At 57.6% G+C, this 23,784-nt stretch carries 24 protein-coding genes and 1 tRNA gene; 8 read left to right on the top strand and 17 right to left on the bottom strand.

Translation table 11 applies throughout. From position 1 onward, the window contains the following. Positions 1-37: 37 nt before the first annotated feature. The 11 genes from WNY39_RS03640 to WNY39_RS03590 all read right to left on the bottom strand — a co-directional run bounded on the left by WNY39_RS03640 (position 38) and on the right by WNY39_RS03590 (position 8,358). Complete coding sequence (locus WNY39_RS03640) at positions 38-844, bottom strand: ABC transporter permease subunit (RefSeq protein WP_342844134.1); 807 nt, start codon at positions 842-844, stop codon at positions 38-40. After that, positions 841-1,614 carry an ABC transporter permease subunit gene (locus WNY39_RS03635; protein ID WP_342844359.1) on the bottom strand — a complete coding sequence of 258 codons (774 nt, stop codon included), beginning with the start codon at positions 1,612-1,614 and terminating at the stop codon, positions 841-843. The genes WNY39_RS03640 and WNY39_RS03635 overlap by 4 nt, the downstream gene beginning before the upstream one ends. A 207-nt stretch (positions 1,615-1,821) precedes the next feature. Beyond that, a complete protein-coding gene (locus WNY39_RS03630) occupies positions 1,822-2,556 on the bottom strand; it encodes a transporter substrate-binding domain-containing protein (protein WP_342844133.1) in 735 nt (244 codons plus the stop codon). A 32-nt stretch (positions 2,557-2,588) separates the two neighbouring features. After that, positions 2,589-3,365, bottom strand: coding sequence for an ATP-binding cassette domain-containing protein (locus WNY39_RS03625; protein WP_341234849.1), 777 nt, complete (start codon positions 3,363-3,365; stop codon positions 2,589-2,591). A gap of 126 nt (positions 3,366-3,491) precedes the next feature. Next, a complete protein-coding gene (locus tag WNY39_RS03620; RefSeq protein ID WP_342844357.1) occupies positions 3,492-3,932 on the bottom strand; it encodes a TerB family tellurite resistance protein in 441 nt (146 codons plus the stop codon). 37 nt (positions 3,933-3,969) lie between these two features. Then, entirely contained in the window at positions 3,970-4,407 is a 438-nt protein-coding gene (locus WNY39_RS03615; protein WP_341234848.1) for a TerB family tellurite resistance protein, read from the bottom strand. 105 nt (positions 4,408-4,512) lie between these two features. Then, entirely contained in the window at positions 4,513-4,806 is a 294-nt protein-coding gene (locus tag WNY39_RS03610) for a DUF1330 domain-containing protein (RefSeq protein WP_342844130.1), read from the bottom strand. Positions 4,807-4,815: 9 nt separating this feature from the next. Further along, entirely contained in the window at positions 4,816-5,598 is a 783-nt protein-coding gene (gene rlmJ, locus WNY39_RS03605) for a 23S rRNA (adenine(2030)-N(6))-methyltransferase RlmJ (RefSeq protein WP_342844128.1), read from the bottom strand. A gap of 21 nt (positions 5,599-5,619) precedes the next feature. After that, complete coding sequence (locus WNY39_RS03600; protein ID WP_341234845.1) at positions 5,620-7,269, bottom strand: CTP synthase; 1,650 nt, start codon at positions 7,267-7,269, stop codon at positions 5,620-5,622. Positions 7,270-7,448: 179 nt separating this feature from the next. Beyond that, positions 7,449-7,808: a preprotein translocase subunit SecG gene (gene secG, locus WNY39_RS03595; protein ID WP_341234844.1), complete on the bottom strand. Its 360-nt coding sequence runs from the start codon at positions 7,806-7,808 to the stop codon at positions 7,449-7,451. A 154-nt stretch (positions 7,809-7,962) separates the two neighbouring features. Then, complete coding sequence (locus WNY39_RS03590) at positions 7,963-8,358, bottom strand: DUF6524 family protein (protein ID WP_342844125.1); 396 nt, start codon at positions 8,356-8,358, stop codon at positions 7,963-7,965. A gap of 194 nt (positions 8,359-8,552) precedes the next feature. Between WNY39_RS03590 and WNY39_RS03585 the strand changes: the two genes are divergently transcribed. Both WNY39_RS03585 and WNY39_RS03580 read left to right on the top strand, forming a co-directional pair. Further along, positions 8,553-9,845 carry an adenylosuccinate synthase gene (locus WNY39_RS03585; protein WP_342844123.1) on the top strand — a complete coding sequence of 431 codons (1,293 nt, stop codon included), beginning with the start codon at positions 8,553-8,555 and terminating at the stop codon, positions 9,843-9,845. A 60-nt stretch (positions 9,846-9,905) separates the two neighbouring features. After that, on the top strand, positions 9,906-10,130 hold the full coding sequence (locus WNY39_RS03580) for a DUF2842 domain-containing protein (protein WP_342844121.1): 225 nt from the start codon (positions 9,906-9,908) through the stop codon (positions 10,128-10,130). A 60-nt stretch (positions 10,131-10,190) separates the two neighbouring features. Here WNY39_RS03580 and WNY39_RS03575 read toward each other — a convergent pair whose 3' ends face one another. Next, positions 10,191-12,131, bottom strand: a complete 1,941-nt coding sequence (locus WNY39_RS03575; protein ID WP_342844119.1) for a hypothetical protein — start codon at positions 12,129-12,131, stop codon at positions 10,191-10,193. Positions 12,132-12,270: 139 nt separating this feature from the next. On the opposite strand from WNY39_RS03575, the gene WNY39_RS03570 reads away from it, so the two are divergent. After that, positions 12,271-12,960 (top strand): thiamine diphosphokinase, encoded by a 690-nt coding sequence (locus WNY39_RS03570; protein ID WP_342844117.1) that lies wholly within the window; start codon positions 12,271-12,273, stop codon positions 12,958-12,960. Here WNY39_RS03570 and WNY39_RS03565 read toward each other — a convergent pair. After that, positions 12,896-13,825, bottom strand: a complete 930-nt coding sequence (locus tag WNY39_RS03565) for a DMT family transporter (protein ID WP_342844115.1) — start codon at positions 13,823-13,825, stop codon at positions 12,896-12,898. The two genes, WNY39_RS03570 and WNY39_RS03565, sit on opposite strands and share 65 nt — an antisense overlap. 111 nt (positions 13,826-13,936) lie before the next feature. Continuing rightward, a complete protein-coding gene (locus WNY39_RS03560; RefSeq protein WP_342844113.1) occupies positions 13,937-15,331 on the bottom strand; it encodes a diguanylate cyclase in 1,395 nt (464 codons plus the stop codon). A gap of 112 nt (positions 15,332-15,443) precedes the next feature. Here WNY39_RS03560 and WNY39_RS03555 point away from each other — a divergent pair, with 112 nt between their 5' ends. From WNY39_RS03555 to WNY39_RS03535, 5 genes are all read left to right on the top strand, one after another. After that, the gene (locus WNY39_RS03555; RefSeq protein WP_341234836.1) at positions 15,444-15,725 is read left to right on the top strand and encodes a DUF3572 domain-containing protein; all 282 of its coding nucleotides are present in this window, start codon (positions 15,444-15,446) and stop codon (positions 15,723-15,725) included. Next, positions 15,722-16,432 carry an HAD family hydrolase gene (locus WNY39_RS03550; protein ID WP_342844110.1) on the top strand — a complete coding sequence of 237 codons (711 nt, stop codon included), beginning with the start codon at positions 15,722-15,724 and terminating at the stop codon, positions 16,430-16,432. Before WNY39_RS03555 ends, WNY39_RS03550 begins: the two co-directional genes overlap by 4 nt. Before the next feature lie 95 nt (positions 16,433-16,527). Continuing rightward, on the top strand, positions 16,528-18,090 hold the full coding sequence (locus tag WNY39_RS03545) for a trimethylamine methyltransferase family protein (RefSeq protein WP_342844108.1): 1,563 nt from the start codon (positions 16,528-16,530) through the stop codon (positions 18,088-18,090). Between the two features lie 144 nt (positions 18,091-18,234). Further along, positions 18,235-18,822, top strand: a complete 588-nt coding sequence (locus WNY39_RS03540; protein WP_342844106.1) for a heme NO-binding domain-containing protein — start codon at positions 18,235-18,237, stop codon at positions 18,820-18,822. Beyond that, positions 18,819-19,826: a GGDEF domain-containing protein gene (locus WNY39_RS03535; RefSeq protein WP_342844104.1), complete on the top strand. Its 1,008-nt coding sequence runs from the start codon at positions 18,819-18,821 to the stop codon at positions 19,824-19,826. Before WNY39_RS03540 ends, WNY39_RS03535 begins: the two co-directional genes overlap by 4 nt. 28 nt (positions 19,827-19,854) lie before the next feature. Here the strand turns inward: WNY39_RS03535 and WNY39_RS03530 are convergent, their stop codons facing one another. The 3 genes from WNY39_RS03530 to recJ form a co-directional block, all read right to left on the bottom strand. Continuing rightward, a complete protein-coding gene (locus WNY39_RS03530; protein ID WP_342844102.1) occupies positions 19,855-21,468 on the bottom strand; it encodes an FAD/NAD(P)-binding protein in 1,614 nt (537 codons plus the stop codon). Between the two features lie 361 nt (positions 21,469-21,829). Next, a tRNA-Glu gene (locus WNY39_RS03525) sits at positions 21,830-21,904 on the bottom strand. A gap of 76 nt (positions 21,905-21,980) precedes the next feature. Next, entirely contained in the window at positions 21,981-23,726 is a 1,746-nt protein-coding gene (recJ, locus tag WNY39_RS03520; RefSeq protein WP_342844100.1) for a single-stranded-DNA-specific exonuclease RecJ, read from the bottom strand. Between the last annotated feature and the right edge of the window lie 58 nt (positions 23,727-23,784).

Raw genomic sequence — 23,784 nt, 5'->3', positions numbered from 1 at the left:
CGCCCACGCGCCAAATAATTTGATCAAAAGATGGATACTACCGTATCAGATTAGGACGCAAGCGAATTTTCCGTATCTGCTCTTGCGGCAGGTGCTTGTTCAGGCGGCGGTTTATCAGACCGAAGACCCCAATGATGACCAGCGTCAGCATCACAAAATACATCGCCAATATCGGATAGGGGACAAAGGGGTTGAATGTTTTGTCGGCGAAATAGCTGGCATAATACAGCGCATCACCGCGTTGTTGCAGCGCGGGAAACCCTGTGAAGAACACCAAAGTCGTTGCGTGAAACAGGAAAATAGCCTCGTTTGTATAGGCGGGCCATGCCAGACGCAGCATGGTGGGCCAGATCACGCGCTTGAAACGATGCCAGCCTGACAGGCCGTAGGCATCCGCCGCTTCGGTGTCGCCTTTGGGGATGGATTGCAGCGCGCCATAGAAGATTTCGGCGGAATAGGCAGAGGTGTTAAAGAACAAAACCACCAATGCGCCCAGCCAAGCAGAGGTAAATGCATCAAAAAACGGGTGCACAGATTTTAGGCTAAGGAATAAAAAATAACCAAAGAAGAACTGGATAAACAGCGGCGATCCGCGAAACAGAAAGATGAACCATTCCGCCGGTTTGCGCAGCCATGGGTTCGGGTTGGCCTTGGCCACGGCAAGGGCGGTTGCCAGCAGAAAGCCGGACACCAACGCGAAGAACCCGAAATAGACGTTCCAGATCATGCCCGATCCGATCAGGGTGAACTGATCACACAAGGTGAAATCGCTGCGAGGCAACAACCGTTCACCAATCCCAAGCGAGCGGAGCCCATAGGCCTGAATTGTCTCAAAACAGGTCATGTCAGCGCCTTTCGCTGGGCTTCGCCGCCCGCCGTGGCCTGCCCGTGGGTCAGCCGCCGCATGGTGCGGTCCAGCACAATTTCAGACAGGCGCGTGAAGCAAAGGTAAAACACCAGCAGGGCCAGGAAATACCACATCCGCCAATCGGGATGGGGATAGTCGGTAAAGCGCGGCGTCTTGGCCCCGCCCAGATCACGCGCCCAATAAACGATGTCTTCGACGCCCAGCAGGAATAACAGCGGCGTGGCCTTGATCAGCACCATCCACAGATTGCCCAAGCCGGGCAGGGCATAGACCCACATCTGCGGCACCAACACGCGCCAAAAGGTCTGGCGGGGCGACATGCCATACGCCTCGGCCGTTTCAAGCTGGGCACGGGGGACAGCGCGCATGGCACCATAAAGAACGTTGGCCGCAAAGGCCCCGAAAACGATGGCAAAGGTCAGAACGGCCAGAGAAAACCCATAGGCCTCATGGACCCATTGGGGCGAGTTGCCCAAGGGCATTTTGGCCGCCTGACAGACGATAAAATCACTGCCCTGCCGGATCGGTTCGTCCCAATCGGGGCATTTGATCTTGTGGCGCAGGTATTCAATGCCCTGATCCAGTGCGATCACAAAGAATAGAAAGAATGCAATATCAGGCACGCCGCGCACGATGGCGATATAGCCACGGCCCAGCCATGACAGCGGCAGCACCCGCGACCGCGCGGCCATCGCCCCGCCAAAGCCAAAGATCATCGCCGCCGGTGCCGTCACGGCCAGCAGCATCAGCACGGTGCCAAAGGCCCCGTAGAACGCCAGATGCTTGCCCGTGGTCAGGTAGCACGTCAGCCAAGACAGGCCGGAAAGCGTTTCAGGATCGGTACAGGCAAAAATAACGAGATGTCCCCGAGTGGCAGCGCCCTTATTGGGCGTCTTGAAGTATGGAAAAAGGGGCGGGTGTGACGCCGCCCCCCTAAGATCAGATGTCTAGGATCAGAAGGTTTTCGAACCTTCGCCGAACCATTTGATGATCAGTTTGTTCAGGCTGCCATCGTCCTTCATGGACTGGATGGCGGCGTTGAATTTCGCTTTCAGCTCGGTGTCGCTTTCGCGCAGGCCAAGGCCAATACCGCCGCCCAATGGCACGTCGTCGCCAACAAACATCAGCTCGCCGCCGGATTCTTCGACTGTGGGGGCCAGTGCGTCTTTGTCAGCGAAAACAGCGTCAGCTTCGCCGTTGTTCACGGCTGCAACTGTTTCGTCATAGGTCGCGAATTCCAGCAAGGTTGCGCCGGATTCTGCAACGTGACCCGCTTGGATTGTGCTGGTCTGTGCTGCAACAACACCGCCTGCGATGTCTGCACCTTCAGATTTCGCCACATAGGCCGAGGCCGCTGGCGGGAAGTAGTTTTGCGTGAAATCGATGACTTCTTCACGCTCGTCTGTGATGCTCATGCCAGCGATGATCGTGTCATAGTTGCCGGATGTCAGGTTCGGGATGATGCTGTCCCATTCGTTTGTGACCCATTCACAGGTCAGTTCTGCGCGCGCGCACAGCTCGTCGCCGACTTCGCGTTCGAAACCGTCAACTTCGCCCGCATCGTTCAGGAAGTTATAGGGAGGGTAGGCACCCTCGGTCCCCATGCGGATTGTTTTGCCGTGGCTGTCTGCCAGTGCGAAACCGGCGCTCAGCGCGACGGCGGCTGTCGCCAAAAGTAGTTTCTTCATTTTGTAGTCTCCCAACGTTTTTTTTGTTGATATTACGACACGTGGCCTGCTGACAGGAATCCACGCAGACGTTCCGATTTTGGTGCACCGAACAGTTGTTCCGGTGCCCCTTGTTCTTCGATCAGCCCTTGGTGCAGGAACACGACATGATCCGACACATCAGCGGCCAGTTTCATGTCATGTGTCACGATCAGCATCGTGCGCCCCTCGGTGGCCAGATCTTTGATAACTTTGATAACTTCCTGCTCCAGCTCGGGGTCCAGCGCCGACGTGGGTTCGTCGAACAGCAGGGCCTCGGGCTCCATGCACAGTGCGCGGGCGATGGCGGCGCGCTGTTGTTGGCCGCCAGAAAGTTGGGCAGGGTACACATCGCATTTGTCGCCGATACCGACCTTGTCCAGATAGGCGCGGGCCGATTTCTCGACCTCGGCGCGATCACGGCGCAGGACAGTCAGCGGGGCCTCCATCACGTTTTGAAGGATGGTCATATGGGCCCACAGATTGAACTGCTGAAACACCATCGACAGGTTGGTGCGAATGCGCAGCACCTGTTTGGGGTCGGCCGGGCGGCGGTTATGATCGTCGCCCTTCCACGTCACCGGTTCCCCGTTGAAAATCAGATCGCCTTGCTGGCTGTCCTCAAGCAGATTGCAGCAGCGCAACAACGTCGATTTGCCCGACCCCGAAGACCCGATTAGCGAAATCACATGCCCCTTGGGTGCCGTCATCGACACACCTTTCAGCACCTCCAAAGCGCCATAGGCTTTGTGTAGGTTTCTGATCTCAATCACAGGGGGCTGTTGTGTCACGAGGCATCCTTGTTGCGCTGGCTCAAGCGATTAAAGGTTATTCTACGGGGCGTTTGCAATCTAGAACTTGGTTTTTGCCTAAATAAACGGCATTGACCCGGCGTAATCGCGGGGAACGCGGCTAAATTAACCGCGCTCTTCGATACGCTGACGGGCCATGGCGCTGTCAGTATCGGTCACGCCCAACAGGTTAGTGACCAAGCGCAGCAGCGCGTTTTCTTCGTCAGAGCGCATGCCGTCGGCCAGCACGACTTCCCACAACGCCTCGATCACGCCAAGACGCGCGTCATAGGGGACTGCATCCTTGATGGCGCGGGTGAAACGGACGGTATCGGGGGCTTCGGCTTCAAGCTGTTCTGCGTCTGCGCGCAGGGCCTTTACGCCATCAGAATCAAGGCCATAACGTTTGGCTGTGATCTGATCGATGCGGGATTGTTCAGCCGGGGCGTATTCATTGTCCGACTTGGCGATGCGCACCAAAAGTGCGGTCAGCGCCAGACGCGCATCGGCATCAGGCATTTGGGCGGGTTCGGGCTGTGTCAGCCGTTTTAGAAAATCTGCAAACATGGGGGTCATATAGTGCCGCCATGCAGAAAGGCCAAGCTTACAATGCCTTGAGCGCGGTTTCGCGGGCCGCTGCCATGTCCTGATCCGTCAGGCCAAGGGCGGTTTCGATGGCAAGCAATTGAATTTCTTCGTTTTCGTCGCGTCCACCGTCCGCCAGCGCAACCGACCACATCGCGTCACCCAGTGCCTTGCGGTCGGCATAGGGGATTTCTTCGCGCAGGATGGTCGCGAATTCGGGGGTGCCGGGGGCGTGGCGTTCCAACGCTTCGCAGGTCGCGCGCAGTTTGGCAGCCTCAAGCGGTTTAAGGTTGAACGTCCGCGCAAGGATACGGTCGATCTGGCTGACTTCGGCAACTTCGTAGTTTTGATCGGCAAAAGCCACGCGCACCAAAAGCGCACCCAATGCCAGTTGCGGCGTAGGCTGCGGCAGGGGTTTGGGGTCAGGTTTGCGACGTGGAAACAGGCGTTCAAACATGGGCACTCACTAGGTGGTTTCGTAGAGCTAAATTAACACTGATTCTGGCGATCTGTTCCCAAAGAAACAGCGATGACACATGACTGATGTATAAAGGACGCAGCCCTAGCCGTCATAGCCTTCGATGATGACCAGCGTGCCATCTGACACGGTCGACCGGATGTCTTTGGCGGCTTGGTAATCGGCGCTTTCATAGCAGGCGACGGCATCGGCAAGGCTGGGAAATTCGATCACAACGATGCGGGGCCGCGAGGTGCCTTCGCGCACATCAGCGGTGGCACCACGCACCAGAAACTTGGCCCCGAAATCGGCGAAGGGTTTCGCATTGGCGGCGCGGTATTTTTCGTAAACGGCGGCGTCACGCACATCGACATTGGCGATCCAGTATCCTTTGGGCATCGTATTTCCTTATCTTGGCAAAGATTTGAATTTTCCGGTCAGCCTAGCGGCTTCTTCCTTTAGCCCATAGGGCGGATTGATCACGAACATGCCCGATCCGATCATGCCATGCCCCGGACGGGCGGGCGCAAACCCGACCTCGTGACGCAGGGCATCGGGATGCGCGCCCATCAGCGCGCTGAGCATGGGTTGGTGCAGTTTCGATGTCAGGATTGGATACCAAAGCGCGATCACACCGACGTTCCACGCCTTGGCCAGCTTGCCAATGTGGCGAGGGATATCCACGTAGTCGGTCTTGATCTCGAAGCTGGGGTCAATCAGCATCATCCCGCGCCGCGGGGTGGGCGGCGTCAGGGCAAAGGCCATTTCGAACCCGTCGCGGTGGTGGCATTTCACGTCATAGGGCGACATCGCCAGATCAAGCGCGCTGAATTCACCGGGGTGCAGATCGGCCAGATGGATATTATCCGTCTCGCGCAGCAGCTTGGCCGCGATCAAAGGCGACCCGGGATACGAATCGGGTCCGTGTTCTTGGGCCACCGCATCCAGCACGCGGCTATAGCGATGGTCCTTGCCGAACCATCCGCGCGCGCGGCCAATGCCCTGCACCGCCTCGCCGGTTTTGAGGGCGGCCGTATCCGACAGATCATACAGCGCGCGACCGGCATGGGTTTCCATGTAGGTCAGCGGCTTTTCCTTGCGGGTCATATAGCCCAAGGTCCACGCCAGCAGGCTGTGTTTGTGCACGTCGGCCAGATTGCCCGCGTGATAGATATGTTGATAGCTCAGCATGAGGGGCCGCCTTTTATAGGGTTAGACGAGCCGCGATATCTCTTTCGCTGCGCGGACAAAATCCTTGAACAGGGGGTGCGGGTCAAAGGGCTTGGACTTCAGCTCGGGGTGGAACTGCACGCCGATGAACCACGGGTGATCGGGCCATTCCACGATCTCGGGCAGCTTGCCATCCGGCGACATGCCCGAAAATACCAGACCGGCTTCTTCAAGTTTTTTGCGGTACGCTGTGTCGACCTCGTAGCGGTGACGGTGGCGTTCATCAATCGACGTCTTGCCGTAAATCTCGGCCACATGTGACCCTTCTTTCAGCGTCGCGTCATAGGCGCCCAAACGCATGGTGCCGCCTTTGTCATCGCCGACTTTGCGTTCCACTTTGTGATTGCCCTGCACCCATTCCTTGAGGTGGTAAACAACCGGCTCGAAACGCTTTTTCCCGGTGGATTCGTGATCAAATTCCTCTGAGCCCGCATTGGGCAGACCCGCAACGTTCCGCGCGGCCTCGATCACGGCCATTTGCATGCCCAGACAGATGCCCAGATAGGGGACTTTGTGCTCGCGGGCGTATTGCGCGGCTTTGATTTTGCCCTCGGTCCCGCGCTCGCCAAAACCACCCGGCACAAGGATCGCGTGATACCCTTCGAGGTACGGCGCAACGTCGTCCGCCTTGTCGAAGACCTCTGCATCGACCCATTCGACCTTGACCTTGACGCGGTTGGCCATGCCCCCATGGGTCAACGCCTCGGCGATGGATTTATAGGCGTCTTCAAGCTGGGTGTATTTGCCCACGATGGCCACGCTGACCTCGCCTTCGGGGTTGTGCACGCGGTCGGATACATCGCGCCAGACGGTCAGATCAGGTTTCGGCGCGGGTGAGATTTGGAACGCATCCAGCACGGCCTGATCCAGACCCTGCGCGTGATAGGCCAAAGGCGCATCATAGATGGTTTTCAGATCATAGGCCGCAACAACCGCATCTTTGCGCACGTTACAGAACAGGGCGATCTTTTCGCGCTCTTTTTCGGGGATCGGATGTTCGGACCGGCAGACCAGAATGTCCGGCGCGATCCCGATGCTTTGCAGCTCTTTGACCGAGTGCTGGGTGGGTTTGGTTTTCAACTCTCCGCTGGCGGCCAGATAGGGCAGCAAGGTGAGGTGCATAAAGATACATTGGCCGCGCGGCTTGTCATGGCTGAACTGGCGGATCGCTTCAAAGAAGGGCAGCCCTTCAATGTCGCCGACGGTTCCGCCGATCTCGCATAGCATAAAATCAACTTCGTCATCGCCGACATGCAAGAAATCTTTGATTTCGTTGGTGACGTGGGGAATGACCTGAATGGTTTTACCCAGATAATCGCCTCGGCGCTCTTTCTCCAAAACGGTGGAATAGACGCGGCCCGAGCTGATCGAATCTGTCTTGCGCGCAGCAACACCGGTGAAACGCTCGTAATGGCCCAGATCAAGGTCGGTTTCCGCGCCATCGTCGGTCACGAACACTTCGCCATGTTCAAAGGGCGACATCGTTCCGGGATCGACGTTCAGGTAAGGATCAAGCTTGCGCAGACGTACAGAAAATCCGCGTGCTTGCAGCAATGCGCCCAAGGCGGCTGATGCCAGCCCTTTGCCAAGGCTGGAAACCACACCGCCCGTGATGAAAATATAGCGTGCCATGTGATCGAAGACCCCCGTGAAGTTCAAATTTGATGTGGCCAAAGCCAGCCAAATGAGCTGCGGAAAACCGCAGCACCACGGGACTAAAGCCTAACAGAATTATGGTGGATAAGGCAAGGCCAAGCCGCAACATCCTGTTACGAATCTTGGCCTGACCTCAAGTTATTGTGGTAACTGGATTAATCCGCTGTCGGAACTTGCGGCGTGTTATCTGCCGGTGTTGGTGGCAGCAAGCTGTCGCTATCTGGCAGCACTGGTGCGTCATTCAGCGCCGGTGGTGTTGCCCCAAGGCGGTCAATCACGGACGATCCTGCAGATTTCTCTGCGGCGATGATGGTCAGTGTGATCGACGTGATGATGAACAGAATGGCCAGAACCCAGGTGATCTTGCCCATGGCCGTTGCGGCGGACCTGCCAGAGACCGCACCGCCGCCTCCGCCGCCCATACCTAGGCCGCCGCCTTCGGACCGTTGTAGCAACACAACGGCAATCAGGCCGAGGGCCAGAATGAGATGGACGATCAGGACAACGTTTTCCATGAGTACCTACGGGCTTTGGTTCTAACTTTGAAGGTATCTAGGGATGTTTGCCCATGGGGGCAAGCAAGGATTGGCCTGCGCGGCGCGGATCGGGGGTCTGGATGCCTTCGGCGCGCTTGGCCCTGCGGCCAAGACGCCCCGCCCGCCATCCCGTTTATTCCTCGACGTCATCCATATCCGCTTGGCCCGATACCGCGCGGCGCACGATGCTCCAACTGAGGCCGACGCCCAGAACAAAACTAAGGGCAAGCAGCCCAAGCCAGACGTTGAAATCTTTATTGTCCAAGCTGAGCACACCATAATCAAACAGCACCCACAGGCTTGCGCCGACAACGGCGAGCACCAGAAACATGCCGAATCCGCCGATCGAGCGCAGCGTGGCGCGCAGATAAATGACGTAGCCGATAAACAGGATCAGCCCCAGCAGGGCGGCGACGGACATGTTCATGTGTCCATAGTCCCGCACCCAGGTGATGTAATTATAGTCGGTCGGGTTAAAGGTGACCGTGAGCAGGGCCAAGGCGCATAGCCATCTTATGATAAAACCCATTCAGTTTATTCCCCTGCTTCTCTGGCTCATAAATATCCTCGCCGAAGGCATAAAAGTCTATGGGCGGTCCAAAAGATTTCGCCGTTGGCGAGGATATTTTCGAGCCAGAGAAGCGAAGATGTCATTTTGCAGTTTCGGTTCGCGGCGCGCGCGGCTATACCGACGCGGGTTTGCACCGTTAAAGGAATATCACCATGGCCAATGTTGTTGTCGTAGGCGCTCAGTGGGGCGATGAGGGAAAAGGCAAAATTGTCGACTGGCTGAGCGAGCGCGCCGATGTAATCGCGCGGTTTCAGGGCGGGCATAATGCCGGGCATACGTTGGTTATTGACGGCAAGGTGTTCAAGCTAAGCTTGCTGCCATCGGGCATTGTGCGGGGCGGAAAGCTGTCGGTTATTGGCAACGGGGTCGTTCTGGACCCATGGCATTTGGTCAAAGAGATCGCGATTTTGCGCGAGCAGGGCGTTGAGATCACGCCTGAGACGTTGATGATCGCCGAGAATACACCGTTGATCCTGCCCATTCACGGGGAGCTGGACCGCGCCAGAGAAGACCAGACCAGCGTTGCCAAGATCGGCACGACGGGTCGCGGCATTGGGCCGGCATATGAAGACAAAGTGGGTCGCCGGTCGGTTCGGGTTGCCGATTTGGCCGATGATGCCACGCTAGAGCTGCGTGTGGATCGCGCGTTGGTGCATCATGACGCGTTGCGCCGCGGCCTTGGGCTTGAGCCGATTGACCGTGATGCCTTGCTTGCTGCCCTGCGTGAGATTGCGCCATCCGTATTGGAATATGCCGCACCAGTTTGGAAAGTGCTGAACGAGAAGCGCAAAGCTGGCAAACGCATTTTGTTTGAGGGCGCGCAGGGCGCGTTGCTGGACATCGACTTTGGCACCTATCCTTTTGTGACCTCATCGAATGTGATTGCAGGTCAGGCCGCAACGGGCACCGGGATCGGGCCTGGGTCGATTGATTTCGTCTTGGGGATCGTCAAAGCCTACACCACCCGTGTGGGCGAAGGCCCTTTCCCGGCCGAGTTGAATGACGCCGATGGCCAGCGTTTGGGCGAACGGGGCCACGAGTTTGGCACCGTGACCGGGCGCAAGCGCCGCTGTGGCTGGTTTGATGCGGTTCTGGTGCGCCAGACATGTGCTACATCCGGTGTAAATGGTATCGCCTTTACCAAGCTGGACGTGTTGGACGGTTTTGAGACGCTCAAGATTTGTACGGGCTATGAGCTGGACGGTCAGATGCTGGAATATTTGCCAACGGCGGCAGATCAGCAAGCGCGGTGCACGCCGGTTTACGAGGAAATGCCAGGTTGGTCCGAATCGACCGAAGGCGCGCGCAGCTGGGCGGAATTGCCTGCCAATGCGATCAAATATGTGCGCCGGGTTGAAGAGTTGATCGGTTGTCCGGTTGCGTTGCTGTCCACATCGCCTGAACGTGAAGACACGATTTTGGTGACGGACCCCTTCGCCGACTAGGTTTGACTTTGGGCGCTGTGACACCCGTTGACCGGGGCGCAGCGCAACGGGAGAGTGGCAATGGCATTGAGTTACAAGGCACGGCGGCGCTGGTCGCTGGTGATTTTATTGGTTGGATTGCCCGCCTATATCATTGCTGCGGTCGCCATTATCGGCCAGTTTGACCGGCCTCCGTTCTGGATCGAACTTGCGATCTATGTGGGCCTTGGCATCATCTGGGCAATACCGTTCAAATATGTGTTCAAGGGGATTGGCCAAGCTGACCCCGATAAAGAAGACAGTTAGAAATAACAAAACGGCCCCTGATGCGGGGCCGTTTTTTTAACTCAGCATGTGCCGGAATGTTTAGCCGGCGGCGCGTTCTTCGGGTTGATAACCGATGTCGTCGGATGCTTTGAAGCGACCCCCATCCAGTTTGATCAATTTACCGGCGCGCAGCAGTTGGCCAAAGGCGCGCAGGCCTTCTTCGCGGCTGAAGTCTTCTTTTTCAGCTTGGCGCACGGTTTGCATCAACTGCGGTCTTGAGAACTGGTCGATCCCTTCGACAAAGGACAGATAGGCAGCTGAGGCTTCCAAAAGCTCGGACAAGGTGCTGGCACCCATGTCGGCGGCGAATTTGACGAAACCACCATCAACCGGCGCGGCAGCGGCAGGTGTCGGGGCCACGGCGGCCACGCGGCGGGGGCGCACGGGGGCTGCTGTGTCCGGTTTGGCATAGTTGATATCGATCCGCTGCTCTGCCACCAGTTTCAACGGGGCCGGGCGTGGCTCGGACGGGCGGTCAGTGCGGGTGGCTGCGGCGGCGGGGCGACGCGGTTTAACCACCTCGGCCAGATCGCTGCGGTAGGCTGTGCCGTCGTCATCGGCGCTGTCGTTTGCACCCATGGCCATGTCGGCCTTTTTGGCGGCAACGGCTGCACGCAGATGGGCGATGGCGTCGCGGCGTACTGTGCCTTCGGGGTCGTCCATCTGGTTGTCGGTCTCGGCCAACAGGCGGCTCATGTCCGCGCCTTGCGCGTCATCCAAAGATGGCAGCTTGCGGCGTGGTTCGGCATTCACGTTCGTTTCTGCCGTAATAGCCTCTTCTGCTGGTTCTTCTGCGGCCTCGTCTTCGGCGACGTCGGTCATGGCGTCGTCTGATGTATCCGCACCAGACACGTCATCTGCGAAATCGGCCTCAACTTCGGCCAGTTCGCGGGCCAGCTCGTCCTCTTCTTCTGCGGACAAGGAGGATTGGATGGGGGCATCCACCACGGTCTCAGGCAGGCGGTCTTGCATGTCATCGGACTGTGCATCATCTGCATCACCGTCTTCACTGTATTCTTCCAGATTGCCGCGCGCGATAGCATCGGTCAGATCGGCGCGCTTTACCTTGACCACACGTCCACGGGGCGCGGCGGCGGGTTCTGGGGATGCCGATGCGGCGCCATCAAACAGGTTTTCAGAATTGGCGTCTTGGTCGGCATCTTCATCCGTGATTGCGTCTGCAGTGCTTGCTTCGGCCAGATTATCGGTCCCGGTTTCTGCATAAAGACGGTTCAACTGGGCGCTGGCAGCGTCTTCATCTGCATCTGCATCAGCGTCATCAGCTTCAACCGCGTCATCGGCGGCAAGCGCGCTTTCGATATCTTTTACCGCATCTGCAACAAAGCCGTTGTTCTCGGCCATCGGGGCGGGGTTTTCGTCGGCGTGTTCGTCTTCGGTATAGTCTGCATCGGGGGCATCAACATCCTGACGTGATACGACCGAACGGATGCGCTGCAATTTCGCGGCGATGCTGCTGTTTTGCGATGCCTCAGAAGATGGGCGGGCAGGTTCGGCGGCGGCTTTCTCGTCAAAGAACGCCTTAATCTCTTCATCGGGCTGACCGGGAACGATATCGACGTCGGTCAGATCAACTTTGGCTTCAGCCTCGTCTTCGGGGGCAGCTTGTGTTTGCGCCTCGGCCTCATCCGCGTCGTCATATACAGGCAGATCTGCGGCAGGGGCTTGCACGGCAGGGGCGGCCTGTTCAACAGGTGCGGGGGCATCCTCGCGGGCTTTCAGAACGATTTGACCGTCCTGCTGATAGCCAACAACTTTCCGCGAAATCTCTTTCTGGGCGATGTGGGCCAGCATATTCGCATCAGGCTGCGGAGGCTCTGCGCCAAAATAACGATCCTCTGCTGCCAGGTCGCGGAAATACTCCGCAATAACCTTCATGGTGCCGAATGAATCGTCAAAGCCCTCTAACGTACACGAGAACGTGCCGTATGAGACCGTCAGAATTTTGTTGTTATTCATCATCTGATGCTCGTCCTCTGCCGTTTTGCAGCTTACTGTTTACCATGACGTTCAAGACAAAAGCGGCCCGAATCTGTGCCGTGCAGGGTATCATTTGGTGTCATCATTGTGACGAGGTTTCCCAAAAGGGGGTAAAAAGACATTGAAGCGCCATATTGTATCCAGTTCTAAGGCAGTTACCCTTATAGGTGGCGGCGACGCGAAGGTGTCGCAGCTTAAAGAGGTGCTAGACATCGCGCCAGTATGCGTTGCAGCCGATAGCGGAGCAGAACTGGCCCGGCGTGCGAATATACCGCTTAGGGCCGTCATCGGTGATATGGATTCCATTTCAGCAGACACTCTTTCGCAGATCCCCCAAGACCGGCAAATTATAATAAGTGAACAGGAAACCACTGATTTTGACAAGGCCCTACGCCATATTGACGCGCCGCTGATCGTTGGCCTTGGCTTTCTGGGGGGGCGGATCGATCACCAACTGCACGCGTTGCACGTTTTGGCGCTATATGCCCATCGTCCGTGCATTCTGGTGGCGCAGACCGAAATCTTATTTATCGCGCCGCCCGCGATCACAGTGCCGACCGAACCGGGCGATGTCGTTTCGATCTTTCCCCTTGGCCCGGTGACCGGGCGCAGTCAGGGGCTTGAGTGGCCGATCGAAGGGCTTGCGTTTGATACCTTGTCCAAGGTCGGTACATCGAACCGCGCCACCGGGCCGCTTAAGCTTGAGATGTCAGCGCCGAATGCAGTGCTGATGTTGCCACGCAGGCTTATTCAGCCGGTTGCGCAAGCGCTTGTATCTCAAGCCGCCGTTGGATGGCCCCCTCGCGCATGATAATATAAAGGCCTGCGGCCATGGTGATCACGATGCCCACACTCGCAATCGGGTTGGGCAGGTCGTTAAAGATCACAAAGCCGATCAGCGTGGCAAAAGGTATTTCCAGATATTGCATCGGGGCCACCGTCGCCGAAGGCGCGTAGCGCAAGGACCATGTCATCAGCAGATGCGCCATGCTGCCCAGCACGCCGAGCGCCAGTAAAAGCGACCACTGCGCCAAGTTGGGTGTGATCAGTGCAAGCGCATCTATATCCAGCTTGGGCCCGAGCCAGAGAAGCGGTAGCATCAGGACGACGGCCATGGCACCGCTGACGGTTTGCAATCCAATCGGATCGGTCTGCTTGGCGATCTTGCGGGTGACCAGCATGAACACGGAAAAATTGGCCGCCACAAAGACAGGCAACAGGGCGGGCCAGCCCACGTTGGCAAAGCTGGGCTGTACCACCAACAAGGTTCCCACGAACCCCACGATACAGGCCATTAGCCGTCTACTGCCAACTTCCTCTCCCAAGACATATTTACCCAAGATCAGCATGAAAAAGGGCATCACGAACGCAATCGCGACGGCATCGGCAAGCGGCAGATAGATGAGAGCGGTGAACATGGCGGCAATGCCGAGGATATGCAGCACAGTCCGCAGGAAGGTCAGCCAAAGCGTCATGCCCGACATGCGCCATTGCCGTTTGGTCAGATATACAATGGGCAAAAGCAGCATCACCTGAACGGCAAATCGCACGAATACGACCTGCGCAAGTGGCACTGAGGTCCCCAGCAGCTTTGCCACGGCATCACCGATAGGCGCGACAATGCAAAAGCCAAGCATCAGCATAATCCCGATCAGGGGTTTGTCGCTATCGTTCATGGTGTTTTTCCGCGCAATCAATCAACCTAAGGATGTATACTCACCACTTTCATGCGAAGTACAAGGTATTACTTCACATGCGGGCTGTCATGTCGGAAATCCGATGGAAGGCTACGCCGCCGGGCGGCCCAACAGAACCCGATTTCGTCCCTTGTTTTTGGCGGCATACAGCGCCTTATCTGCCCATTCAATTGCCGAAGAAGAGACGTCAAAATCTGCCAGGTCGGTGTGGGAGATCATACATAACCCGATGCTGATCGTCACTGTAAAGGGTTCCGGGACGCGGGGAATGACGAAGGGGGTATGCTCGAACGTCTGACATAATCTATTGGCCACAGCGGTTGCGGCGGATTCCCGGGTGGCAGGCAGCAACAGCAGGAATTCTTCGCCGCCCATTCGTGCGACCATATCGCAGGGCCGCAGATGTGATCGCAGGCGGTGCGCGGTTTCAACCAGCACCGCATCACCTGTGGCATGGCCATACTTATCGTTAATGCGCTTGAAATGATCCATGTCCGCCATCATCACGGCAAAAGGCAGGTCATCCGCTTTTGCCTCGCTGGTTTGGCGTGTCATCTCGGCCAATCCGTAGCGCCGGTTATATAGGCCGGTCAGCGGGTCGAATATCGCCTCGCGCAGGCCCAGATCAACGCTTGCGCGAATGCGGTCGATCTGGGTTTTACGCTCCAACAACGCGGTCAGGCGCAGGTGCAGCTCTTTCAGGTTAAACCCCTGCGGCATTAGATCATCCGCCCCCATATCCAGCGCAGTTGCCGCAACATCCGGGTCGGCTGTAGTTTGCACCACGATGATACCGCAGTGGCGGGTGCGGGCGTTCGACCGGATCGAGGAAATCAGATGCATCTGGCCGGTGACCGCCGCGGGGTCCGGTGTCAGGACAAGGACAAAGACATCGGGTATCCCGTCGCCGGACAACCCTTTCAAGGCGTCTTCGGGGGCTGCAACGGAAATCTTATGTGGCGTATCGCGGCGCAGCTGGCCCGCCCAGATGTGGTTTAGCCCCTTATCCGATCCGACCAACTGAATATGTCCTGCGGCCTGAAAGCGGGCAGGGGGATCGGCCAGACCAAAAACACGGCTGGTTTCGGCGCGCACATGCCATTCTTCACTGGAATGATACAGCCGGATCAGGCTTCTTACCCGGCTTAACAACAGGGAATCCGCAAGGGGTTTGACCAATACATCCCGCGCGCCCCGCGACAGGAACAATTGGCGCAGTGCCGCGCTTTCATCCTCTCCGATTGCAAGCACGGGAATGCGGCGGCCATTTTGACCGTGGGCCAGCCCATCCAGCATCGCGGTCGCATCCGCATCACACAGTTGAAACGCAGTAATAACAAGGTCAGGAGGGTCTTGATTGGCCTGAACCAATGCATCCGCAACCGAGGTTGCCTGCCGCACATCATAGAACGCAGGCCCTAGTTTGGTTTTCAGCATAATTCTATTCGTGGCAATCGGATCAACGATGAGGATCTTACCCAGCATTTGCCTTCCTTTCCCACGAAAAATATACGAAAACCATAAGGATATGGGCCTACTTGTTGACCGAATTGGTTAAAAAAGCGTTGCCATAAAATTAAGCAGTGGGGAAATTTGAATGGGTAAGCAGGAAGCTGCCGAGGCTCTGGGCTTGCAAGCCTTGGCATGGTTGGTCGGCAACGAAGACCTTCTACCGGTGTTTATGAATGCCAGCGGTGTCGGGGCTGACGATCTACGCGCGCAAGCCGCTGATCCGGGGTTTCTGGGCGCTGTTCTGGACTTTCTCATGATGGATGATGCATGGGTGATTGCGTTTTGCGACACCATAGGGGCACCCTATGAACGCGTCATGCAGGCCCGGCAGGCGTTGCCGGGCGGCGAACAGGTGAATTGGACATGACAGTGATCAAAGGCATTCTTTTCGACAAGGACGGTACGCTGTTCGACTTTGCCACCACCTGGGAAGCATGGGCCTATGCGTTCCTGACCCGATTAACCAACCAAGACACCGCTCGTGCGACCACAATCGGGGCGGCAATCGGGTTTGACTATGGTGCCAAAAACTTTGCCGCTGACAGCGTGGTGATTGCGGGCACACCCAAAGATGTCGTTCTGGTGCTGGATCAATATTTTCCCGAATATTCACAACAGGCACTGATCGATCTGATCAATGAAGAGGCTGGAAGCGCGCCCCAGATCGAGGTGACCCCGTTGGTGCCGTTCCTGACCGGGCTTCGGGCGCAGGGGCTGCATCTGGGCGTGGCGACCAATGACGCCGAAGAACCTGCCTTGGCCCATCTGGACAGCGCAGGTGCGACGCATCTGTTTGATTTCGTCGCTGGTTTCGACAGCGGCTTTGGCGGTAAGCCCGAGCCGGGGCAGTTGATTGGTTTTGCGGAACATGTGGCGCTGGACCCTGCTGCGATTGCCATGATCGGTGACAGCACCCATGATCTTTTGGCGGCCAAAGCGGCTGGCATGTTGGGTGTCGGGGTACTGACCGGGATGGCGAAGGCTGATGATTTGGCCCCGTTTGCCGATGTGGTTTTGCCAGACATCAGCCATTTGCCAGACTGGATCGCCGACTGGAATGCGCAGCGCAGCTAGGCCGTTCAGGCGCGAAAGCGACATTTGCCGTCGGTAATAGGAACGATCCCGCTGCGGGGATGATGCCTTCTGAAGCAGGTTTTCAGGAGGTTTCGATGGCACAGACCGATCCCAAACGCAGAACACGCGGCGGTGGCCGTGCGGGGGCCAAGACACGGCGCGGCACATCTGTGATCGAACAGATGCGGTGGAACCCGCCCATCAACGTCGACCGCCCCACCGAACCGCTGACACCCGAAGGGGTTGAGGCGATCCATGACGGCGCCATGCGCATTCTCGAAGAGATAGGGATCGAATTCCTGAACCACGAGGCGCTTGATATCCTGCGCAAAGCGGGATGCAAGGTAGACGGTGAAAACGTCCGCATGGGGCGTGATTTTGTGATGGAATGGATCGGCAAAGCCCCGTCGCAATTCACCCTCACGCCGCGCAACCCGGACCGTCAAATCACCATCGGTGGCAAGCATCTGGTGTTCGGCAACGTATCGTCGCCGCCAAACTATTGGGACATGTCCATTGGCACCAAGGTGCCCGGCACCCGCGCCATGTGTCGCGATCTGCTGAAGCTGACGCAATATTTCAACTGCATCCATTTTGCAGGCGGCTATCCTGTGGAACCGGTCGATATCCACGCCTCTGTCCGCCATCTGGACGTGCTTTATGACAAGCTGACGCTGACGGATAAGGTCATGCATGCCTATAGTCTGGGCAAGGAGCGCGTCGAAGACGTGATGGAAATGGTGCGCATCGCAGGCGGTTTGACCCACGATGAATTCGACGCCACACCGCGGATGTACACCAACATCAACTCCACCTCGCCGCTGAAACACGACATCCCGATGCTGGACGGCTGGATGCGGCTGGCGCGGCGGGGGCAGGGGTTGGTCGTGACGCCCTTTACGCTGGCCGGTGCGATGGCGCCTGTGACGATGGTAGGTGCCGTGGCCCAATCGCTGGCCGAGGCGCTGTGCGCCGTGGTTTTGGCGCAGATTATCAACCCCGGCTGCCCTTGTGCGATTGGCACCTTCACATCGAATGTGGACATGAAAACCGGCGCGCCCGCCTTTGGCACCCCTGAATATATGCGTGCCACCCAGATGACGGGGCAGCTGTGCCGCTTCTACAATCTGCCAATGCGGTCGTCGGGGGTATGCGCGGCCAATGTGCCTGATGGTCAGGCGATGTGGGAAACCTCCAACAGTCTGTGGGCCGCCGTGCAATCGGGCACCAACATGGTCTATCACGCGGCTGGCTGGCTTGAGGGCGGGCTGATCGCATCGCCCGAGAAGTTCATCATGGATTGCGAGGTTCTCCAGCAAATACAGCGCTATATGGATCCGGTGATCTGTGCGACGGGCCCGGATGAAATTGCCCTCGATGCGATTAAATCTGTCGGCAATCAGGGCCATTTCTTTGGCATCCAACACACCCAAGACCGCTATACCGACGCGTTCTATCAACCGTTCCTAAGTGACTGGAAAAACTACGAAGGGTGGGAGGCCGCAGGCGCGGTTTGGACGCCCGAGCGCGCGCATATCATGTTCAAAGAGATCATCGCCAATTTTGAAGCGCCGCCAATGGACAGCGCCATTCACGAGGAACTGGCCGATTTCGTCGCCCGCCGCAAAGCCGAAGGCGGGGCGCCGACGGATTTCTGACCCATGTAACTCGCGCGGTTTCGTAGAAATTTATCGCTAATTCCAATGTATTTGGTGCGGCGGCTGGCATGCGCGGTGGGGGCGTTTTTGCCAAATGTTAATTGTCTTTTCCGATGGTTCTTTGGGTCAATCGGAAGGGTTCAGATGCACGGGCTTATTAATCGCAGTGTCCAAAATTACGTCAGCGACACCTTTGGCTATGACGTCTGGGGGCAGGTGACGGGCAGCGCCGATTTGGGTTTCACCGAATTCGAGGCGATGATGACCTATGAGGATGATGTAACCACGCGCCTTATTGATGCCTTGTCGCTGGTCACGTCGCGGCCCAAGCATGATCTGTTAGAAGACATTGGCACCTACCTTGTCTCTACGCCCAAACTTGAAGGGGTGCGGCGCTTGCTGCGGTTTGGCGGCGTCACGTTCGAGGAATTTTTACTGTCTTTGGATGATCTGCCGGACCGCGCACGGCTTGCCGTTTCCGATCTGGATCTGCCCGAGCTGGAAATGGATGAACGCGCCAGCGGCTGTTTTGAACTGCTGTGCCGCGGTGCTGTGTCGGGCTTTGGTTATGTCTTTGTGGGCATGTTGCGCGTTATCGCGGACGACTACGGCGCGTTGGTATTGCTGGACCACGAAACGGGCAATGACGGCGTTGAAAAAGTGTTTATCACATTGGTAGACAAGGATTTTGCCCAAGGGCGGCAGTTTGACCTTGGGGCCCGTGTCGGATGAACAATGTGCAAATGAATGCCATGCTGGACGTGCTGTGCCCGATGCATGTGCTGGTCGAAAAGGATGGCACGATCAGCCACGCCGGCCCAACAGCAGAGAAAATTTGCCCGTCGGGCAGTCTGGTCGGGGCGGGCTTTTTTGAATGCTTCGCGGTTAAACGCCCCAAAGGCGTCCGCAACATAGAGGCGCTGCGCCGCAGGGCAGGCAGCAAGCTGCACATCTCGTTGCACGACGATCCGGACAGCGATCTAAAGGCGGTGTTGGTCCCCTATGACGCCGAGAATGGCAAAGTGGTGATCAACCTGTCCTTTGGGATTTCGATCCTTGACGGTGTGCGGACCTATGCGCTGAGCAATGCTGATTTCGCCGCGACCGACCTTGCCATTGAAATGCTGTATCTGATCGAGGCGAAATCGGCCGCAATGGATGCGTCGCGTCAGTTGAACCTGCGCCTGCAGGGGGCAAAAATCGCGGCCGAGGAACAGGCGTTTACCGACACATTGACCGGTCTGAAAAACCGGCGCGCATTGGATCACGTTTTGGCGCGGCTTGTCAGCACGCAGGCCAGCTTTGCTGTCATGCAAATCGATTTGGATTTCTTTAAGGCCGTCAATGACACCTATGGCCATGCGGCGGGGGATCATGTTTTGCAAGCCGTTGCGCAAATCATGGTTGAGGAAACGCGCAACGCCGATACCGTCGCCAGAGTGGGCGGCGATGAATTTACGCTTATCCTGCCCAATGTCGGGTCAGAGCAGATGCTTTTATCCATCGGTGACCGGCTGATCGAACGGCTTGAAAAACCGATCAATTTTCAGGGCAACGCGTGCCACATCTCGGCAAGCATCGGCACCGTCTGGATCCAAGAAGGCCATATGATGGATGCCAAAGACATTCTGGCTGACGCGGATATGGCGCTGTACCAATCCAAAAATGCGGGTCGATCACGCCAAACGCTGTTTCGCAAAACGGATATAGCGGCCCATTCCATGTGGGCGGATTAAGGGCGTAATGCGGACGGACCCTAACGGGTCAGCTGGGTGCGCTCCCCTCAATGCTGTCCAAGATGTCTTTCGCGACGACACGGCCAAGATCGTCACAATTTGGCAGGCCTTGCGAAAACGGATGTCGTTTCAACACTTGCGGCATCGACAGACAATACACAGCCCCATCGGTCTGGACGGATAGATCAAGCTTGAACGGCTCGAACAGGTCCTTATCAGGTTCAGCCAGCCTGCCTACCAAGCCGGGAAACGGCAACTTAGCAAGCGGGGCGGCCGCCTGCCCACGCGCATCTATCAACGCGTCGAAGTCGATCTTTCCATCGATGGTCTGTACCGACACACCGCCAGACGGGCTGTTTTCGAAAGAAGACTCCGGACCGGTGGGAATAATCTGTAACACCCCGGCATCATAAAGCGCCAACACCCGCCGGACCGAGATATGGGGAATGGCAGCATAACAGTCCCCGAAAACCGGCATGAGCTTTTCGTTAAAGACCTGCCAATCTTTATCGCTTAAGTGCTCCAAAATCATTTCGAAATTCTCGTGCCCGCGTAACAGCGCGTAACGGTGATGCTGTGTCTCCTTGTGGTCTTTCGATTTGACCGCGGCGGTCAGGGTCTCTCGCAGGGCGCGCAGGCCGCCGACTGTTTCACGGCGCCTGAAATATGCCTCAGAAAACCCGTCAATCGATTGCGCATCCGGGCCCAACGTCTCCATATACTCAGGCGCGGCGTCGTTCAGCTCGGCCAGAAGCAATGCAAAAACCCGCTGTAGCAGTGCGTCGTTGCCGTTTTCCAGTTCAGCCGAAATCGCATCGGGGTTTACGTGTTTCAGCGCCTCATAGGGGTAGGGATAGTAAAAATCAGGTTCGGGCATGATGCCTTTGTGCGAAACCATGGTGATGGACAGCGCTTCGCTGTCCGGATTGCTAAACCAGCTGACCTTTTCGCCATCTTCGATAAATGTACCGTGCTCTTTCCCCAAGGCCACGATCACATCAATCGCCGACAGGGACGACCCCAATACGCCGATCTCGCCCGCAGGCAATGCGGTGATATTTGTATAGGGCCACGGTGACACCAGATCGGCCCCGCCAAGTTTGGGTGCCGCAGGCCAGTCATGCCCGGTCGCCAACACCACCTTATCGAAGGCAAACGATGATGGCCCGTCAGGTGTCAGAACCTCCAGCTTGATGGTGCTTTCGGTCGGGATAACATCGACAACCTTGTGATTTGGCAAAACGTGCACCCCATGGCCCGCGTTTCGACCTGCCTCGCACAGCTGTTCAAACTCGGACTTCATATATTCGCCAAGCAAGACGCGCGGATAGAAATCGCGCGCATCGATATCATCTTGCGCTAGGTCCCACGCGTTCAGAAATGCGTCGTCTTGATCATGCAACCACGCCACGAGCGGTTGCGTAATTGACGGAATCTCGCGACTGAAGGCGTTACAATACATGTAATCTGCATTCATGCCCGCGCGATACGGCATGCCACATCCGACCTGATCGGTTGCGTCAAAGATGGTCAGATCAAGCGGGGTATCCCCATGCAACAGACCTTTGGCGGTGTAGATGGCCATCGGCCCCGCGCCAATAATTGCGATCTTTCGCGTCAGGTTCATCTTTGAATTGTCCACATGTTGCGCCTTTGGTTGGTGAGGTGCATCTGTGCCAGCCCCGATCTTGCAATCGCGCGCACGGATCAAAATTGCGGCGCGGGCCATTTCGGCCAGTCAGCGATCTGATCCTGTCAGTCCTCAGTCGTCAACAAACACGCCGCATCCCTAAAAGTTCCGCAAAACCAAGAGGGATTACCTGCTAGCGGCCCGAAAAACCGAAAGGTCACAATCATTTGGCGGCAAACAGGCTTTCCGTAATTCACACGGGCCAGTTGGGCAGGGTAATTGTGATTGGAGCGTTGGGCATCGTTAACGCCTGCGAGCACAGTAAAGTGCCAAGCGGTATTTATAAACAATAACATGAAACTAGAAGTACAAGTGGCAGCCCGTAGGGGAGTCGAACCCCTCTTTTCAGGTTGAAAACCTGACGTCCTAACCGATAGACGAACGGGCCACTTAGCTTGTGAGCGGTTCATTAGGCAATCGCGCGAAAGGGCGCAAGTAGAAATTACCCCTAATGCGAAAAAGTTTTATGCGGGGGCCGCATCTTCTAGTCGAAGTTGCACGGTTTGTCGGCCGCGCCAGCTGTTGATGTCGAGACGGCCAGCCAAATGAAACCGTGCGCCGCCGTGGTTTTCAAGGGCCGGGCCAAGCGGGCCGTCGAACGCGCCAAAGGCGATAGCATCGAGTTTGGTACCCGCACTGCCGCCATCGCCAAAGCTGATTTTCAGATGGCTTTCGCCAACGCGCTTGGCGAAACGAATCTGCATATCCGCAAAAACATAACGCGGGGCAGGGGCACCGGCCCCAAAAGGGCCCGCCTGTTCGATTTGTTCGGCCAGTTCAACCGTGGCAGCTGCGGGCATCAGCATGCCGTCCAGACGCAGATCAGCGGCCCCTGCCAGATGCGCGCCTTGCTTTTCCAGCAGTTCGGCCAGTCGCGCCATTGCAGCGTCCAGCTTGTCTTCGGCGACGGTCAGGCCCGCGGCCATCTTGTGACCACCACCCTTGATCAGCAATCCTTCGGCGGCGAGTCGTTGGATCGGTGCGCCCAGATCAATGCCTGATACGGATCGGCCCGATCCTTTGCCGATGCCGTCCTCGAACCCGATCACGATCGACGGACGGTTCGATGCTTCCTTGAGGCGCGAGGCAACGATTCCCACCACGCCCGGATGCCAGCCCGCGCCCGAGGCCCAGACCAGCGGCGCGTCAAAGCCGCGTGCCTCGGCCTGATCCAGCGCCACGGCCCGCACGGCGTTCTCTACGTCGCGGCGTTCGGTGTTGAGGGTATCGAGCCGCTCGGCGAGGGCGGCGGCCTCGTGCGGGTCGTTGGTGGCCAGCAGGCGTGCGCCCAGATCGGCCTGCCCGATGCGTCCGCCTGCGTTGATGCGCGGACCCAGCAGAAACCCCAGATGATAGGAGGCGGGGGCCGTGTCCATCCGCGCGATATCGGCAAGTGCGGCCAAGCCGACGCGGTCGCGCCGTGCCATCACGCGCAAGCCTTGGCGCACAAAGGCGCGGTTCACGCCGATCAGCAGGGCCACATCAGCCACGGTGGCGAGCGCGACCAAATCAAGCATGGCCATCAGATCGGGGCCTTTGGTGCCAGCCTCGCGCAGTTGGCGGCCCGCCTCGACCAGCATCAAGAACACCACGGCAGCGGCGCACAGATGGGCCAGCGCGCCGTCTTCGTCCTGCCGGTTGGGGTTCACCACGGCAACGGCATCCGGCAGCGTTTCGCCGCCCAAGTGGTGATCCAAGATGATCACATCCGCGCCCACTGCCGCAGCAACTGGCCCGTGCGATAGCGTTCCACAGTCGACACAGATGATCAGGTCATGCTTGGCGGCCAGCGCGGCCATGGCCTCGTCGTTGGGGCCGTACCCTTCGTCGATGCGGTCGGGCACATAAAGTGTCGCCTGACAGCCCATGTCGCGCAGCCACACCAGCAACAGCGCGGCAGAGCTGCCACCATCCACGTCGTAATCCGCAAAGACAGCGATACGCTGGCGGGCTTTTACAGCAGTCAGAAACCGTGTTGCGGCCTTTTCCATGTCACGCAAAGAGCGTGGGTCGGGCAGCAACTCGCGCAAGGACGGGGAAAGAAACTGTTCAGCCTCCGCGGCATCTACGCCGCGGCGGGCGAGCACCTGACACAAGGCTTGTGGCAGCTCGGTTTGCTGCAACAACACTTGCGTGGCGCGTTCAACCTCGACACCGGGGCCAACCCATTTGCGCCCGGTCAGGGAGGCATCAACACCTAAAAAGCTCATGCGTCCCTCATTCCCATCATGTTCAGTAACTCATCCAGTGATCTACGCGTCTGTCCTG

The sequence above is a fragment of the Sulfitobacter sp. AS59 genome, from assembly GCF_038899995.1.
In the GTDB taxonomy this organism is placed as follows: domain Bacteria; phylum Pseudomonadota; class Alphaproteobacteria; order Rhodobacterales; family Rhodobacteraceae; genus Sulfitobacter.
Note: the sequence above shows the minus strand (reverse complement) of the source record. Positions and strands in the feature narration are given on the sequence as shown.